A 16,037-nucleotide genomic window follows, 5' to 3' on the forward strand; every position below is an offset into this window, starting at 1 on the left:
AATCGGGCGTGACCAGGAGGCGGTGATCGATCGATGCGGTGTCGAGACCTAAATGCCGTTATTTGGGATTGTGGCAGTGCACACTGTTGCCGATGGTATTTGCTGCGTGTGGCCGCATGAACCTTACTGAACACGGTGCGCCGGCCGGAGTTTCGCGTAGTGAAACGCATTGAGACCGCACAGAACTGGAGTGACGATGTCTTTGATTCCTCGAGCGCTGCTCGCTGCGGGCGCTGCCACGGCGCTCTTGCTGACTGGGTGCTCCAACCCACTCAGCGCCGACCAGGCGGCAGAGGAGAACCTCGACGGCCGCGGCCCGATCACCTTCGCGATGGGGCGTAATGACGCCGCCGTGATGATGCAGGTGATCGACCGCTGGAATGAAGCTAATCCAGAGGAGCAGGTCGAGTTCATTGAACTCCCAGGTGAAGCGGACGAGCAGCGAAATGCCCTCGTCCAGTCACTGCAGGCGCAAGACGGACAGTATGACGTCATGGCCCTCGATGTTGTCTGGACGGCTGAGTTTGCCGCGAACGGGTGGCTGCAGCCGCTCGAAGGTGAGATGGCGGTCGAGACGACGGGGATCCTCCCGGCCACGGTGGACAGCGCCACCTACCGCGACACGTTGTACGCGGCTCCGCAAAATACCAATGGCGCCTTGCTGTTCTACCGGACGGACCTCGTAGAGGAGGCTCCGACCACGTGGGACGAACTGATCGAAAGCTGCCCGGAAGCGTTCGACGAGGGAATTGCTTGCTACATCGGCCAGTTCCGCAACTACGAAGGCCTCACCGTCAATGTGTCTGAGGCCGTCAACGCCTTCGGCGGCGCGATCGTAGGCGACGACGGCCAGACCCCTGAGGTGGATTCGCCGGAGGTTCGCGAAGCCCTCCAGACGCTCGTCGATGCGTTCGCAGACGGCGTGATTCCCCGGGCCGCCACCGGCTTCACCGAGGAAGAAACGCACCTCACGTTCACCGGCGGCGACGCCATGTATGCGCGCAACTGGCCTTACATGTATGCGATCGCCGAGGGGGACGAGTCCGAGGTAGCAGACAACTTCGGTGTCGCCCCACTGCCTGGCAAGGATGGTGTCGGTGCTTCGACGCTGGGCGGATACAACAATGGGATCAGTGTGTTCTCTGAAAACAAAGCCACCGCACGCGATTTCATCGAATTCGTGCAAAGCGAGGAGAACCAGCGGTCCTTCATGGAGGCTGCGTTCCCGCCCGTGCTCGAGTCCGTCTACGATGACGAGGAACTCCTTGCTGAGTACCCATACCTGCAGGTGCTGAAGGAGTCGCTGCAGAACGCGGAACCACGCCCGGTGACGCCGTTCTACGAGGCGATTTCGACTGCCATCCGCGACAACGCTTATGCGGCGATCCGCGGTGATAAGTCCGTCGATCAGGCGATCACGGACATGCAGTCGGCAATTGATGCCGCGGGACGGTAATGCCCTGGGGGACTGAAGGAGACTCACTTGGCTGAAACAGCTGGGGCCGGAGGCGAAGCCTCTGGCCCCTCGCTGCGTGAGCGGACGGGTCCCGGGGCCGCCACACGCAAGAAACGTGACTGGCGCCCGGTGTACCTGGTCGCTCCGGCGATGACGATTCTTGCGGTCGTGATCGCGTACCCCGTGTTACGAGCGGTATACCTGTCCTTTCGCAGTGATCAGGGTTTCGACCAAGAAACCGGCCGATTCGTACCCGGCGGATTCGCTGGCCTCACGCACTACAGCAAGTGGGTCTTCCAGCAAACCACCACCTCATTGGGGGAGACCATCGCGTGTCCACCCGGCACGCTCTGCTCCAACTTTTGGGAATCCGTGGGGGTGACGTTCTTCTTCGCCGCCGTCACCGTGACAGTCGAAGTGGTTCTTGGGTTCTGGATGGCGATCATCATGAGCCGATCCTTCGTGGGCCGCTCCGCGCTGCGGGCGAGCGTTTTGATCCCATGGGCGATTCCCACCGCCGTCACCGCAAAGCTGTGGTACTTCATCTTCGCAGATCAGGGCATCGCTAATAGCCTCCTGGGCCGTCAGATTGGGTGGCTGACGGAGGAATGGCCCGCGCGATTTGCCGTCATCATCTCCGACGTGTGGAAAACCACGCCCTTCGTTGCGCTCCTCATCCTGGCAGGCCTGCAGATGATTCCGCAGGACGTGTACGAAGCAGCGAAAGTCGACGGGGCTACCGCGTGGCAGCGTTTTACCCAGATCACGTTGCCGCTCGTCAAACCCGCGCTGATGGTAGCGATCCTGTTTCGCACGCTGGATGTGCTCCGTATGTACGACCTGCCGGCAATTCTGCATGGTGTATCAGGTGCATCACCCACGACTACTGTGTCGATCCTTGTCGTCGCAGACATTCGGCAAGGAAACTTCAATAGTGCCTCCGCACTTTCCACGCTCGTGTTCCTGATGATCTTCGCGGTTGCCTTCATCATGGTGAAGTGGCTGGGCGCCAACGCGATCCGCACACAGGATGCACAGGGGAAGGGAGCGTAACGTGACTAAGCCAGCCGTGGCGGTCGCGGAGCGACGCCCCGCAGACCGTTCACGCAGCGTCGCTTCCGCACGTGCGATTGCCGCCCGAAAACGGCGCGTGCAGATACTGCGGACATACGGCGGCGTCGGGCTGATACTCGTTTGGGGGCTCGCGCCGTTCTACTGGATGGTCGTCACCGCACTTCGGGACCGGCGGCATACGTTCAGTACGACACCGTGGCCAACCCATGTCACACTGGAGAACTTCCGCAACGCTCTGACACCCCGCGCGGGTAATGACTTCATGGCCGCGATCATCAACAGCTTGATTATCGGTGCAGCCACCACCCTCATTGCGCTGTTGCTAGGAATATTCACCGCGTACGCACTCGCCCGGCTTGATTTCCGGGGGAAGTATGTCGTCACTGGTGTGATACTTGCCGCAGCGATGTTCCCCACCGTGTCGCTGGTGACCCCCTTGTTCCAGCTTTTCACTGATATCAATTGGATCGGCACGTATCAGGCGCTAGTCATCCCGAACATCTCGTTCGTGCTGCCCTTGACCGTCTACACTTTGACGTCGTTTTTTGGTGATCTGCCGTGGGAATTAGAGGAGGCGGCCCGAGTCGATGGCGCGACGCGGGCGCAGGCCTTCCGGATCGTGATCCTTCCGCTGGCAGCGCCAGCACTCTTCACCACGGCGATTCTCGCTTTCATCTTCACGTGGAACGAATTCCTGTTGGCGAGCCTGCTGTCGAACCGTTCCACCGAGCCAGTGACGGTGGCGATTGCGCGTTTCGCGGGAGACAACCCATTCGCCCAGCCGTACGCGGCGATCATGGCTGCCGGAACGATCGTCACGATTCCCCTTGTCATCATGGTGCTTGTCTTCCAGCGGCGCATCGTGTCTGGCCTGACCGCAGGAGGGGTGAAGAGCTGATGCATCCGCTGGGACTTCAACAACGTCTCGAACTCATGCTCGGATTCTTGGGCTTCTTCACGTTCATCGCGTTCATCAGTGCCGTCGCAGTGATATTCCGCGGTGAGGTGGCGCTCGGTCCGTCGATCGTTCTGCTGGTGTGCGTCTCGCTGACATGGCTGACGTTCCGTAAATGGCGAGCCGTGCGAGACAGTCTGCAAAGCTGAGTTTGGCGGGGCCGTGTACTGCGCACGGGGTGCAAGCGTAATAATCAGGGCATGGACCTGGCTTACCGCGTTTTCGGCAAAGGCCCGACACTCGTTCTGATGCACGGCATCGTGCACTGCCAGGACGCCTGGAACCCAGTGATTCCACAGTTGGCTAAGCACCGCCGCGTGGTGACGATTGACTTGCCGAGCCATGGGCTGTCCCCGCAACTGCCGGCCACAGAACGGTGTTTGCAGGCACTCGCCGACGAGGTTGAGGAATTTCTGCCCACAGTGACGCCAGAGGGCGACCAGGTGCACGTCGCCGGTAACTCACTGGGAGGGTGGCTGGCGCTGGAACTCGCAGCCCGTGGCGCGGTTGCCTCTGCGACGGCGCTGTCGCCTGGCGGTTTCTGGGTGAGTGACTTTGATCGAGTGCGCACCAACAAGACGTTCTTGGCTATGCGCAGTGTCGCGCGGGTTGTGAAACCGCTCCGCGGTCCGCTGCTGAGTAACCGGGTTGGCCGTAGCGTGGCACTGGGCGCCTTCTTCGGGAGGCCCTGGCGGGTCAGCCCGGACGATGCGATCCGCGACATCGAGTCGCTCACCACCAATACGCTGATCGACGTCATCCAGGGCGAGGATTGGGCGTTCTCCGCGCAGGTCGATCCGTCGATTCCCATCACTGTGCAATGGGGCGGCGGCGACCTTATCCTTCCGGTTTACGAAGCGGCGAAGGTCCGCGACGCGTTTCCGCAAGCTCGGGTTATCGTGATGCCATGGATTGGCCATGTGCCGATGATTGACGACCCGGAGGAAATCGCCGCCATCCTCATTGAGGGCAGCAGCGGGCGTTGACTACCCGTTTCGGGTGTCACGCCACTTGATCGCTTCGAGCACGGGGGCCATGTCGTAATCGGGACCGTTCAGCGGCACGGTGAAGAATGAGGCACCCGCTTTAACAAAATCATCTGCCTCGGACACACCGGGGAACTCGATGGAACGCTCAATCAGGCTGGGGTCGCGACCTTCTGCGGTGCAATGGTCGTTCAGTACACCCGATTTATAGGTGAAGGTGTCGATATCGCCGAAACTGTGCCAAATGTCGGCGTGACGGGCCACCAGGCGCAGCGTCTTCTTCACTCCGCCCCCACCGATCAGCATCGGGAGGTGCCGGGTGGGCGGTGGGTTGAGCTTCTTAAACCGTGCTTCAATGCGGGGGAGATACTCCCCGAGCAGGTTGAGTCTCGAGACTTTGGTGCCGAATTCGTAACCGTATTCGTCGAAGTCACGCTGAAACCAGCCGGAACCGATGCCGAAGATGAGGCGGCCACCCGAAATGTGGTCGACCGTGCGGGCCATGTCTGCGAGCAGATCCGGATTACGGTACACGCCACAGGTGACGAGAGCACCGAACTCTACCCGCTCGGTTTGCTCGGCCCACGCGGCGAGCATGGTCCAGCACTCGAAGTGAGGGCCATCTGGCTCACCGTAGAGCGGGTAGAAGTGGTCCCAGTTGAACACCACATCCACTTCGGCGTCTTCGGCTCGGAGGACAGCGTCGCGTATCAGGGCGTAGTCGGGGGAGTGTTGTGGCTGGATCTGAACACCGATGCGGAGGGGGCGGTCCATGTTTCCACTAATACAGGCCCCCGGCCGTCTGTGCATCAGGGAGCCCGACTAACGGGGTGTTATTTGACCGGCTAATTACCCGGTCAAACAAAAGGCCGCGCTTTGTCGAAGCTATTGACACGGGGGGTTGGCTGGCGCACCGTTAGATCAACTGCGGCTGAGCCAGAGGTGTCTAATGCCTAATGAGGTCGTCGAGCAATTACCCAGAGCGCTGCTCGAAGTATCGCTCTTGCTTGGGGCTGCAGTGCTTATCAGCCTGATTACGCGAAAGATTCATATCCAGCTGACGGTCGTGCTCGCGGTGGCGGGGTTACTGGCTACCGAAATGGGGGCGGATCTCGCGGTCTCGCAAATGCTCAGCGGAGAGGGTTTCAAAGAACTACTCATTCATCTTTTTCTTCCTATTCTGATTTTCGAGGCGGCTCTTGGCCTGTCAACACGGGAGTTCATGCGGAACCTTCTCGCGATAAGTGCGCTCGCGTCGGTCGCGCTCGTGATTGCTGCGGCAGTCGTGGGTGCCAGTTTGACCCTCTTCCTGGGAATTCCGCTCGTCGCCGCGCTGCTGTTCGGTGTTCTCATCTCCGCTACTGATCCAGTCGCCGTCGTCGCGATCTTCCGCGAACTCGGTGTTCCGAAACGTTTGCTCACGGTGGTTGAGGGTGAAAGCCTCCTCAACGATGGTGTCGCGATCGTGCTGTACAACATCCTCGTCATCGCCACAGTGACCGGGATGCTCTCCGTCGGCGCCGGGGCGGTTGATTTCGTGGTCGTTGTGGCGGGCGGCATCGTGACAGGTGCGGTGGTCGGGACGCTCGCCGTGCTCTTGCTGCCGCTATTGGACCGGCTGGCGGCTGCGGCGATGTCTATCGCCGTCGCGTACGGTTCGTTCGTCTTTGCCGAGGCTGTGCTGCATGCATCCGGCGTGATGGCAGCGGTGGCAGCCGGCATCACAGTGGGTGGCCTGATGGAAAGCCGGGCGCAGCACGCGGCCCGTGACCTTTTGCATGAACTGTGGGCATCACTCGGATACATGGCGAACGCGCTGCTGTTTCTCTTCATCGGGCTCGCGCTGGATTTTCAGTTGATCCGAGACAATCTCGCTGCGATAGGGCTCGGGATCGCCGCTGTACTGATTTCCCGTCCACTGGGCGTCATCCCGGTCGTCCTGGTTCTCGAACGGCTCGCGCGGATTCCGAGAGTTGGCAACCGGAACTCAGCCGTAGTCGTGTGGGGCGGCCTCCGCGGTGGCGTTGCGCTGGCACTGGCGCTCGCGCTGCCGCTTGAGCTCGGTGATTTGCGTGACCAGTTCATAGCGATGACGGGGGGCATTGTCCTCGCCACGCTGCTGATCAACGCGACGACGATCTCGTTTGTGGTGCATTCGCTCGGGCTCGACAAGCCAAGCCGTAAAGATGAGTATCTCGAAGCACTGGCCAGAATGGTGGCTGTGCGGTCCGCCCGGGAACGTCTCGATGACTTGGGATTCAGCGATGAGCTCGTCAATGCCCACCTCGACGTTGCAGAGGCGGACGCTCGGGACCAACTTGCACGAACCCGGCTCAATGCTCAGGAGCAGGTCGATGTCCTAGAGCTTCGCGGCCTGCATATTCAGCGGGAGACGTATCAGAGTCTCAGTGACGCAGGGCTGCTGCCACCGATCGCAACGCGCACTCTGATGCAGGAGATCGACGACGAGATCGAGGAAGTCAGCGAGGGCGGACTCCGCATTGACGAGGCACGCCGTGCGTGTTTGCCCTGGTATGCGCGGTTGCACAGGTTCACGCTGGGGAAGCTCCCGCCGCCGCTAGGCGAAGATTTAGACGAGGTGGGCTACATCGAGATCTGCGCGCGCCGACTCGCAGCACACAACGCTGCGGACGAACTTGAACTTTTCAAGTCTTTGCCGAACGTGGAGGTCGCAAACGTCGAGACCGCAAAGCGCCTGTTCCTGCACTGGGAGGAGCGTGCGACGGAAACGCTCGAAACCTTGGGTGTGTCCGAAAAGTTCGACGAACGCGTCTTACGCCGGCGCCAGGCGAAGGCGCTGAGCCGGATCGCTATTGTGGAGGCCCTCCAGCAAATGGTGTCCGCCGGTGTGATGTCACAGCAAGTTGCTGACGAGGCGGCCGAACGTGTGTCAACTGAAGTTCAGCAAGCGGGTGAGTAACGATTTCAGCCTGCCGGACCTATCGATCTTCGTCGGTCTCTTCGATGTCGTCACCTGAGCTTTCTTCAACGAGGTCACGGTTTTCCTCGTGGTCTGCGTAGTCTTCGGCGAAGGCCGTTCCGGTGACTGTGGCACCGGTGCCGGGCACACGCACAGTTGGCCTGCTCCCGGGCCGGTACTGCTCATTGATGTCTGATACGCGTTCCTTCGCGCGTTCGACGACGTCTGGATCGAGCTCCGATGTGTCTGGTACAGTGCCCGCTGCGCGGGTGTGCGACGTGGAATCTTCTTGAGCCATCTTGTGAGATTCCTGGTCTTCGCGGATCTCTTCGGACGTGGTGTGCACCCGCTCGCCGCCGGTGATGTCGCCAGGTTGTCCTTCGGTGTTCTCAGTCATTCGGTTACCCCTTCGGCTTCGTCGTGTCAGCCCGGACCTTCCGGGGGGTACCCACATGCGGCAGAGAAATACCTCTGGGAGAGCAAACGGGGGCCCAGTCCGTGGACTGAGCCCCCGTATGGCGAGGCAGCGGTGCTTACTTGCCGTCGATGAAATCTTCGAGCTGCTGGCGTGCGATGTCGTCCGCGAGCTGCTTGGGCGGTGACTTCATCAGGTATGACGACGCGGAGAAGACTGGTCCGCCAATGCCGCGGTCCTTGGCAATCTTGGCGGCACGAACCGCGTCGATGATGATGCCCGCCGAGTTGGGCGAGTCCCATACCTCGAGCTTGTACTCAAGGTTCAGCGGAACGTCACCAAACGCGCGGCCCTCGAGGCGAACGTACGCCCACTTGCGGTCATCGAGCCAGCCGACGTAATCGGACGGTCCGATGTGCACGTCTTTGGCGACGAGTTCGCGCTTGATGTTGGAGGTGACGGCTTGCGTCTTGGAGATCTTCTTCGATTCCAGCCGTTCGCGCTCCAGCATGTTCTTGAAGTCCATGTTGCCACCGACGTTGAGCTGCATGGTGCGGTCGAGCTGGACGCCGCGATCCTCGAACAGTTTCGCCATGACGCGGTGCGTAATGGTGGCGCCGACCTGCGACTTGATGTCGTCACCTACGATCGGGACGCCGGCGTCCTCGAACTTCTGTGCCCACACAGGGTCGGATGCGATGAAGACTGGCAGAGCGTTGACGAAAGCAACTCCTGCGTCGATCGCGCACTGCGCGTAGAACTTGTCCGCTTCCTCTGAACCCACCGGAAGGTACGAGACCAGCACGTCTACCTGCGCGTCTTTAAGCGCCTGGACCACGTCGACGGCGTCCGCGTCAGCTTCGTCGATCGTTTCCCGGTAGTACTTGCCCAGTCCGTCGAGAGTCGGGCCACGCTGCACGATCACGCCCGAAGGCGGAACGTCAGCAATCTTGATGGTGTTGTTCTCGCTAGCGTTAATTGCCTCGGCGAGGTCAACGCCGACCTTCTTGGCATCCACATCGAACGCTGCGACGAACTCGACGTCGCTGATGTGGTACGAGCCGAAGCGGACATGCATGAGGCCGGGAACTGTCGAGTTGTCGTCGGCATTCTTGTAATACTCGACGCCTTGGACCAGCGATGAGGCGCAGTTGCCAACGCCGGCGATAGCGACGCGTACCTTGTTGTCACCCATGTTCGGGATCTCCTTCTTTCTGATGAAGCTCGCTGGATAGCTCGGCGGGAAGGGCGACGGCCTGTGTGCGCTCGCCCGCGGCCCCGGCTTCGGCTGTGATGAGTTCGTTCAGCCAGCGCACTTCTCTTTCACTGGATTCCAGGGAGAGCTGATGCAACTGGCGTGTGTATCGGTCTTGGCTGGTGGCGCGGCGGATGGCCTCCCGCAGCCCCTCCCGCCGTTCTTCGACTTGCCTGCGCCGCCCTTCGAGAATTCGCAGCCGGGCATCTGCCGGTGTGCGGCTGAAGAAGGCGAGGTGCACGCCGAATCCGTCATCGCTGTAGTTTTGCGGGCCAGTGTCCGCTACCAGCTCAGCGAATCGGCCGCGCCCCTTCTCAGTGATCTCGTAGACCCGCCGGGCACGTCGCCGAAGCCCTGTTCCCTCGGATTCTGGATCCTCCTCGATGACCCCGTCGGCAAGCATCCGTCGCAGCGCCGGATATAGCGAGCCGTAGGAGAAAGCCCGGAAAGGCCCGAGGAGCCCCGTGAGCCGCTTGCGCAACTCATAGCCGTGCATAGGCGCTTCTTGGAGGAGGCCGAGAATCGCAAGCTCAAGCACTGCCACCTCCCTCGGCTCCCATGGAACAGACCTGAATAGTGCCACGATCGAACGTGGCGATGCGATGCTCAACTGTATCGCACCGATATATAGATAGCCAGTATCGCGGTAACGGCTGACTTGCCTGACTACCGTTGTGGCCGATGTGTCAGCGAGAAGCTCCACACGTCCGAGCGTGGGCCTCGCTAGTAGATGCGGTCATCGCAGAGGTGTTTGGCAACGCGGCGCGCCAGCCTAGTGGCATGCCCAATTTTGGCTGAGCGCAAACTGCTTGCGCTAATAAATAATTGCTACGCACATGCGGCAGCGGCGACGCGCCGACGTAATACGAATAATCCTGCTGCGCGAAAAATGCACCTCAGGGCACTTTCTATTCGCTTAGCCCCCAATCGAATAACGGCCGGTGGTTTAACTGTCTGCGCTATTCCGGTATGTTGCGCACAAGTCCGGGCGAATGCTTCATTGTGTCGCCCTGACTTGTGCATGCGGAGATACACGTAACGAGATGAGGAGACCGGATGAGAATAAAGAATCCCCGCGTAGTCTTTGCAGCGTGCGGCGCAGTAGCGGCTCTGGCAGTAGCAGGCTGTGGTGACGACACCGCCGGTACTAATGGCGAGCAAGACGTTTTCAATGACACCGGAGATACCCTCGGTGAAATGGGTGACACCGCTACCGAAGGAGTGGAGGGTTTCTTCGGTCAGGGCGGTGACACGACATGTGGCGAGTTTGCCGAGCAGGATCCAGAGGAGCAGCGCACGACTGTCGCCGACTACCTGCAGCAAGAGGGGCAGCAGGATCCGAGCGAAGCGGAAATCGATTCAGCGCTCCTTTCCATTGATGCCATGTGCACGCTGGAAGGTGAGGAAGATACGCCAATCAGCGAGGCCGGTGTAACTGGTGGTGACGCCGGCATGCCGGACGAAGACGGCACGGGCGGCACCGGCTACTAAGCCGGCGCGGGAACGGCCAGACTGCGCTGCACTGCGCGCGCAGGCATAAGGGCGGTGGCTCGGGAGTCCGGATACTCCGGCTTTCTGGGCCACCGTCTCGCGTCAGCGATGGCACGTGTCCGGCGTCACCTGGCCGTCGCATTTTCGAATTGCGCCACCAGCCGCACTATGCGCGGAAGCTCGCACGTACTCTGGTCTATGTGCGATCGCAGCGGCAGACCGTGGACTACGCGCTCCAGCGCCGCTCCGTCCTTGCTGAAGTGTTCGCCGGCCGGGTCGGAGTCGCTGAGGTGTGTGACGCCAGCCCTTACCTATTAAGGGCGGCGAAATTCCATGGGCGGCCAAGTCCTGTGGTCTGCCCGATTTGCCGTAAGGAACAGCTGACGCTCGTATCCTGGGTCTTCGGTGACCGTTTGGGAACCGTATCGGGCTCCGCGCGCAGCGAAGACGAGATCGTTCGGCTCGCACAAACGAAAGATGAGTTCACAGTGCATGTGGTGGAGGTATGTCGCACGTGCAGCTGGAATCATCTTGTGCAGTCGTACGTCCTTGGTGAAGCTCCGCCGCGGCGATCGCGATCGGCAAGGACGCGTCGCAGCGCTCGGACCGCCAGTGATTGACGGCCGAACGCTGACCGCGAGAACTGGAGTTTCATCGTGAGTTCGACCAGAAGTGGATCCGCTGGCAAGCGACAAGCTGGAGCGGCGACGCCTGCGAAGCGGGGACGTAAGGGCCTGATCTTGCGTCTCATCGCGGTTGCGTTCGTCGTAATGCTTGTCCTCCCCATCGGAACCTTCATGGCGTACTACGTGGCAGCGAGTGTGCCGCGTCCCGGAGACATCCCCACAAATCAGGTGGCGACGATCTTCATGAACGACGGTGAATCCGAGCTTGCCCGGATCGTCCCGCCGGAAGGTAACCGCGTTGAGGTCACGATCGATCAGATTCCCGAGCATGTCCGAAACGCGGTGATCGCCGCCGAAGACCGCGACTTCTACACCAACCCGGGCTTCTCGGTGACAGGTCTCGCCCGTGCAGTTCGTGACAACGTCTTAGGCCGGGACGATGCCGGCGGTGGTTCGACAATCACCCAGCAGTACGTCAAGAATGCGCTGGTTGGCGCCGACCGCACACTCGTACGCAAGATGCGTGAGTTGGTGATCTCGACGAAGATGTCGCGGGAGTGGTCGAAAGACGACATCCTGGTTGCGTATTTGAACACCATCTACTACGGGCGCAATGCGTATGGCATCGCGTCTGCGGCACAGGCCTACTTTGGCAAGCCGGTGAATGAACTCACCCCCGAAGAAGGTGCGGTACTCGCTGCGACTATTCAGCAGCCGTCACGTCTCGACCCCGCGCAGAACCCAGAAATCGCCGAGCAGCGCTGGAACTACGTCCTTGACGGCATGGTGGAGATTGGTGCGCTAGACCCGGAGGCCCGAGCGAACGCCCAGTACCCCGCGTATCGCTCGATTGAGGAACTGGCGGAGTCCGGCGCAACCCCTGGCCCGAACGGGCTCATCCGGTCGCGGGTGATCGATGAGCTGTATTCGCTGGGGATCACCGAGCAAACGCTGAACACCGAGGGTCTGCAGATCACCACCACAATCGACTCGACAGCCCAGGATGGCGCGGTTCGTGCGGCGCAGAACGGCCTGTCGGGACAGCCCGATAACCTGCGGACCGCAGTGGTATCGATCGACCCGCGAAGCGGCGCGGTCAAGGCCTACTACGGCGGTACCGACGGTGCTGGTTACGACTACGCGCAGGCACCGCTGCAGACTGGGTCGACCTTCAAAGTCTTTGGGCTGGTCGCCGCGCTGGACCAGGGCATCCCTGTGACCCAGCCGTATGACAGCAGCCCGTTGAATATGCATGGCATTACGATCCGGAACGTCGGAAACGAAAGTTGCGGGCGCTGCACCATCGCGGAAGCCCTAATGCGTTCCCTCAACACGTCGTTCTATCGGCTGATGCTCTCTCTCGATCGGGGACCGGTCGACGTCAAGGAAGCTGCGCACAAAGCGGGTATTCCGCGCGAGATTCCCGGACTCGGTGGGGAGGCGCTGACTGAGAATGGCGCTCCACCGAACAATGGCATCGTGCTCGGCCAGTACCAGGTTCGGCCGATTGACATGGCGTCGTCGTACGCGACGCTCGCCGCGTCCGGTGTCTATCACGATCCCCACTTCGTCGAGCGTGTCGTGACTGCTGACGGCACCGTGTTATTTGATCGCGGCAACCAGGACGGTGAGCGTCGCCTGCGGGCCGCGGTGGCTGATAATACGACGTCAGCGATGGAGCCGATCGCCGCCTACTCGAACGGAAACTCCCTCGCGGGGGGCCGCCCCTCCGCGGCGAAGACCGGTACCACCCAGCTCGGGGACACTGGTTACAACCGCGATGCGTGGATGGTGGGATATACGCCATCACTGTCGACCGCCGTGTGGGTTGGCACAAACGATGGTGACCCGCTGCTGAACGCGTGGGGCGGGCAAATCTATGGATCGGGCATTCCCTCGACAATCTGGAAGAACACCATGGATGCCGCCTTGATCAACACGGAGTGGGAGTCGTTCCCCACCCCGGAGCCGATTGGTGGTGTCGCAGGTGTGCCGGTGTACGTGCCGCCCACCGAGACCGAAGAGCCCGAGCCGACCGAGACCACCGAACCCGAAGAAACGACTGAGCCGCCGAGCACTGCCACGATCGAGATCGCGCCGGGCCTCACCGTCGAAATCCCTATTCCCGGTGGAAACAACGGTGGGGCACCTGAGGAGCCAGGCCCAGGTGACGCCCCCGGTGACGATCCGGGCGCGGGGAATGGCGGTCCTCCTCCGGGTGCCGGCGGCGGAACCGGACCCGCAACGGGCCGCAACCCCGCGGGCCAGGGTGAAGCTACCGCTACTCCCGAGCCTGTCGTGACAACTAGCGGCGCGTAGCGGCGGCTCTATCAGCGTGTCAGCCTCGCACTCAGATTCAGTCAGCTTGACCGAAGCTGAGCGTGAATTACCGAGCCGGTCCGACCCCACCGTCCGTCAGCTCAGTTCCGTCATTGGCGGCCCGGTGGGCAAGCATGCGGTGATCGGGCGGGCGCGCTTCTTCACACCGCTTCGTGTCATCCTGCTGCTCGCACTCGTCGCGGTAGCGCTCGGCTGGCTCGGCAAGGCGGCATGCATTCAGCAGTATCCAGGAGGTGCGGACGGCGCGCCTATCATCGACTGGCGTGACGGGCGCCAGTACGTGGCGATGTGCTATTCCGATACTGTCCCGCTGTACGGAGTGCATCGCCTGAACGAATTGGCGTTTCCGTACCGCACGACCATCGAGACTGAAGCTGCCGACGGTTCCGTCAGTACCCGCTACATGGAGTACCCGGTTCTTACCGGGCTCTACCAATACGCGGCCGCCGCGCTGGGCAGCGTGTGGTCAGAAGGAGCAAGACACGGTCTTCTCCCAGGCGCGCTGCCGGTGGTCGTGTACTTCAATGTGGTCGCGCTGGGTCTCGCGCTGTTCTGGCTGGTGACGGTATGGGCGACGGCGATGCTCGCGGGCCGGCGTGTGTGGGACGCGGCTCTGGTGGCGATTTCGCCGCTCGTTGTGGTGCACCTATTCACGAATTTCGATGCGATCGCCACGGGGTTCGCCGCTGCAGGTCTGCTCGCCTGGTCGCGGAAGAAGCCGATGCTCGCCGGGCTGCTGATCGGGTTGGGCACAGCCGCGAAGCTGTATCCGCTCTTCATCCTGGGCGCGTTGCTGGTACTGGCAGTGCGGTCGGCAACAATCCGCTCCTGGGTGCAGGCCACTGCGACAACAGTTGCGACCTGGCTGCTAGTCAACGTGCCGATCGCGTTGGTGAATTGGGACGGCTGGTACGAGTTCTTCCGCCTGAACAGCGAACGTCACATGGATCCCGATTCAATCTACAACGTCATCCGGTCGTTTACTGGGTGGCAAGGGTTCGACGGTCCACTCGCCGCAGGTGAAAGCCCGTCAATACTGAACGTTGTGACGCTTGGGCTGTTTGCCCTGGTGTGTGTCGGGGTGGGTTACCTTGCGCTGACCGCGCCGCGCCGCCCGCGGGTGGCACAGTTGTGCTTCCTGCTCGTTGCGGGCTTCCTGTTAACGAACAAAGTGTGGAGCCCGCAATATTCGCTGTGGCTCGTCCCACTGGCGGTACTCGCACTTCCGCATGTTCGGATTCTGCTTACGTGGATGGTGATTGACGCGCTGGTGTGGGCGCCCCGGATGATGTACTACCACGGGATCGCGAACAAGGGCCTCCCGGAGCAATGGTTTACTGCGACGGTGGCTGTGAGGGACATCGCCGTCGTTGTTCTCTGCGTGCTGATCATCCGCCAGATTTATCGGCCGGGAGAGGATCTCGTCCGTCAGCACGGTGTCGACGATCCGGTCGGCGGGCCGCTGGCGGGACAACCCGATCGCGTGCCGAGCTGGCTGCCCCCGTTCTTGCGGCCGCGAGGTGCGCAGCGAGGAAGCGAAGGTCAGCTGTCCGCCGCGGGGCAGCCAGCAGGGTAGGCCGTCGGCGTGCCTTCGAGCGCGGCAATCGTCAAATGTTGCGCGACGGGATCGTAGGCGAGACTGAACACGGGTTCAGCGGGAAGCTGGGGTGGGTCACCGAGCACCGAGTCGAGAACTCGGCGCTCCGGAGGATCGAGTGGGCACGGATCCTGGACTGCAAGAATTGTCATGTCGCGCAGATGACCACGGCTAACGCCGGGGACAGGAACCTGCCCGGCAAGATTGCGAGCGTCATTGTTGTTCAGCACCGCAACGTAATTGGGACCCGCTGGAAGTTCGCTTGCGCTAAATTTCGCATACCAGGCGGTGATCGGGTTTGGGTCCGGCGCCAGGGGCAGGGGCAGCGCAAATCGCGGCGCGATGCTGACGATCGTGCGAACGAGAGCGGCGGCGGACGGCCAGGTGTGCAGGGTCCCCAGGGCCACAGTGGCACCCTCGTCATACCCCACAACGCTGATCCGGCCGCCGTAGACTCCCGCCATTGCCTCGATCGCATTGACGACGTACTGCGCGGCATCATCAGCCGAGGCATGAGCAGATGGGATGCGAAGGGCGCACACCGTGTGCCCAGCTTTCACCAGTGCGGTTATCAGGTCGGGGCTCGTTATGGCGTTTGGCCGCGACACAACCAGGACCGGCTCGGGCCGGTCAACCGTTGGCGCTGATGGCTCAGCGCGGCACGCGACCGCCGCGCTGAGCACGTCACGGGGAATTGAGACGGCTGGCTCGGTTTGTGCTTCGGCGGGGGACGAGACGTGTACAAGCAGTCCAGCAGCGATCGCCATAACCACGAGGGCGGCAATGCGCCGGCCTGCTGAGAGGCAGGACCGGCAGCGCGACACTGGAACGCTCACAGTGCCATGCATCACCGCCAACCCACCTCCTTACACAAGAATGTGTCCTAGATCACATTATCACC

Annotated in this window: 15 protein-coding genes; 10 read left to right on the forward strand and 5 right to left on the reverse strand. The window is 61.6% G+C overall.

Going from position 1 to position 16,037, the window contains the following annotated elements; all coding sequences use genetic code 11:
* Window positions 1-196: 196 nt before the first annotated feature.
* The 5 genes from ONR57_RS16050 to ONR57_RS16070 all read left to right on the forward strand — a co-directional run bounded on the left by ONR57_RS16050 (window position 197) and on the right by ONR57_RS16070 (window position 4,471).
* Complete coding sequence (locus ONR57_RS16050) at window positions 197-1,456, forward strand: ABC transporter substrate-binding protein (RefSeq protein WP_265124519.1); 1,260 nt, start codon at window positions 197-199, stop codon at window positions 1,454-1,456.
* A gap of 27 nt (window positions 1,457-1,483) precedes the next feature.
* The gene (locus tag ONR57_RS16055) at window positions 1,484-2,509 is read left to right on the forward strand and encodes a carbohydrate ABC transporter permease (protein ID WP_374116462.1); all 1,026 of its coding nucleotides are present in this window, start codon (window positions 1,484-1,486) and stop codon (window positions 2,507-2,509) included.
* A gap of 76 nt (window positions 2,510-2,585) precedes the next feature.
* Complete coding sequence (locus ONR57_RS16060) at window positions 2,586-3,428, forward strand: carbohydrate ABC transporter permease (protein ID WP_374116467.1); 843 nt, start codon at window positions 2,586-2,588, stop codon at window positions 3,426-3,428.
* Window positions 3,428-3,634 carry a hypothetical protein gene (locus ONR57_RS16065; RefSeq protein WP_265124520.1) on the forward strand — a complete coding sequence of 69 codons (207 nt, stop codon included), beginning with the start codon at window positions 3,428-3,430 and terminating at the stop codon, window positions 3,632-3,634. Before ONR57_RS16060 ends, ONR57_RS16065 begins: the two co-directional genes overlap by 1 nt.
* 51 nt (window positions 3,635-3,685) lie before the next feature.
* Window positions 3,686-4,471, forward strand: a complete 786-nt coding sequence (locus tag ONR57_RS16070; RefSeq protein ID WP_265124521.1) for an alpha/beta fold hydrolase — start codon at window positions 3,686-3,688, stop codon at window positions 4,469-4,471.
* On the opposite strand, the gene ONR57_RS16075 is transcribed toward ONR57_RS16070, so the two are convergent.
* On the reverse strand, window positions 4,472-5,245 hold the full coding sequence (locus ONR57_RS16075) for an LLM class F420-dependent oxidoreductase (RefSeq protein WP_265124522.1): 774 nt from the start codon (window positions 5,243-5,245) through the stop codon (window positions 4,472-4,474).
* Window positions 5,246-5,420: 175 nt separating this feature from the next.
* Between ONR57_RS16075 and ONR57_RS16080 the strand changes: the two genes are divergently transcribed.
* The gene (locus ONR57_RS16080) at window positions 5,421-7,412 is read left to right on the forward strand and encodes a sodium:proton antiporter (protein ID WP_265124523.1); all 1,992 of its coding nucleotides are present in this window, start codon (window positions 5,421-5,423) and stop codon (window positions 7,410-7,412) included.
* 19 nt (window positions 7,413-7,431) lie between these two features.
* On the opposite strand, the gene ONR57_RS16085 is transcribed toward ONR57_RS16080, so the two are convergent.
* The 3 genes from ONR57_RS16085 to ONR57_RS16095 all read right to left on the reverse strand — a co-directional run bounded on the left by ONR57_RS16085 (window position 7,432) and on the right by ONR57_RS16095 (window position 9,620).
* Entirely contained in the window at window positions 7,432-7,809 is a 378-nt protein-coding gene (locus tag ONR57_RS16085) for a hypothetical protein (RefSeq protein WP_265124524.1), read from the reverse strand.
* A 136-nt stretch (window positions 7,810-7,945) separates the two neighbouring features.
* Window positions 7,946-9,022 carry an inositol-3-phosphate synthase gene (locus ONR57_RS16090; protein ID WP_265124525.1) on the reverse strand — a complete coding sequence of 359 codons (1,077 nt, stop codon included), beginning with the start codon at window positions 9,020-9,022 and terminating at the stop codon, window positions 7,946-7,948.
* Entirely contained in the window at window positions 9,015-9,620 is a 606-nt protein-coding gene (locus tag ONR57_RS16095; RefSeq protein ID WP_265124585.1) for a PadR family transcriptional regulator, read from the reverse strand. The genes ONR57_RS16090 and ONR57_RS16095 overlap by 8 nt, the downstream gene beginning before the upstream one ends.
* A 518-nt stretch (window positions 9,621-10,138) precedes the next feature.
* Here ONR57_RS16095 and ONR57_RS16100 point away from each other — a divergent pair.
* From ONR57_RS16100 to ONR57_RS16115, 4 genes are all read left to right on the forward strand, one after another.
* Window positions 10,139-10,573: a hypothetical protein gene (locus ONR57_RS16100; RefSeq protein WP_265124526.1), complete on the forward strand. Its 435-nt coding sequence runs from the start codon at window positions 10,139-10,141 to the stop codon at window positions 10,571-10,573.
* A gap of 200 nt (window positions 10,574-10,773) precedes the next feature.
* Complete coding sequence (locus tag ONR57_RS16105) at window positions 10,774-11,193, forward strand: DUF5318 domain-containing protein (RefSeq protein WP_265124527.1); 420 nt, start codon at window positions 10,774-10,776, stop codon at window positions 11,191-11,193.
* Window positions 11,194-11,343: 150 nt separating this feature from the next.
* On the forward strand, window positions 11,344-13,518 hold the full coding sequence (locus ONR57_RS16110; RefSeq protein WP_265124586.1) for a transglycosylase domain-containing protein: 2,175 nt from the start codon (window positions 11,344-11,346) through the stop codon (window positions 13,516-13,518).
* 46 nt (window positions 13,519-13,564) lie between these two features.
* Entirely contained in the window at window positions 13,565-15,115 is a 1,551-nt protein-coding gene (locus ONR57_RS16115) for a glycosyltransferase family 87 protein (protein ID WP_265124528.1), read from the forward strand.
* Here the strand turns inward: ONR57_RS16115 and ONR57_RS16120 are convergent.
* Entirely contained in the window at window positions 15,082-15,993 is a 912-nt protein-coding gene (locus tag ONR57_RS16120; RefSeq protein WP_265124529.1) for a hypothetical protein, read from the reverse strand. The two genes, ONR57_RS16115 and ONR57_RS16120, sit on opposite strands and share 34 nt — an antisense overlap.
* Between the last annotated feature and the right edge of the window lie 44 nt (window positions 15,994-16,037).

The sequence above is a fragment of the Hoyosella sp. YIM 151337 genome (assembly GCF_026041215.1).
Classification (GTDB): Bacteria; Actinomycetota; Actinomycetes; order Mycobacteriales; family Mycobacteriaceae; genus Hoyosella.

Excerpts from the sequence above, each read along its gene's own strand:
- ONR57_RS16050 (WP_265124519.1), top strand. The coding sequence starts at position 197 with ATGTCTTTGATTCCTCGAGCGCTGCTCGCTGCGGGCGCTGCCACGGCG.
- ONR57_RS16065 (WP_265124520.1), top strand. The coding sequence starts at position 3,428 with ATGCATCCGCTGGGACTTCAACAACGTCTCGAACTCATGCTCGGATTC.
- ONR57_RS16070 (WP_265124521.1), top strand. The coding sequence starts at position 3,686 with ATGGACCTGGCTTACCGCGTTTTCGGCAAAGGCCCGACACTCGTTCTG.
- ONR57_RS16075 (WP_265124522.1), bottom strand. The coding sequence starts at position 5,245 with ATGGACCGCCCCCTCCGCATCGGTGTTCAGATCCAGCCACAACACTCC.
- ONR57_RS16080 (WP_265124523.1), top strand. The coding sequence starts at position 5,421 with ATGCCTAATGAGGTCGTCGAGCAATTACCCAGAGCGCTGCTCGAAGTA.
- ONR57_RS16085 (WP_265124524.1), bottom strand. The coding sequence starts at position 7,809 with ATGACTGAGAACACCGAAGGACAACCTGGCGACATCACCGGCGGCGAG.
- ONR57_RS16090 (WP_265124525.1), bottom strand. The coding sequence starts at position 9,022 with ATGGGTGACAACAAGGTACGCGTCGCTATCGCCGGCGTTGGCAACTGC.
- ONR57_RS16100 (WP_265124526.1), top strand. The coding sequence starts at position 10,139 with ATGAGAATAAAGAATCCCCGCGTAGTCTTTGCAGCGTGCGGCGCAGTA.
- ONR57_RS16110 (WP_265124586.1), top strand. The coding sequence starts at position 11,344 with ATGCTTGTCCTCCCCATCGGAACCTTCATGGCGTACTACGTGGCAGCG.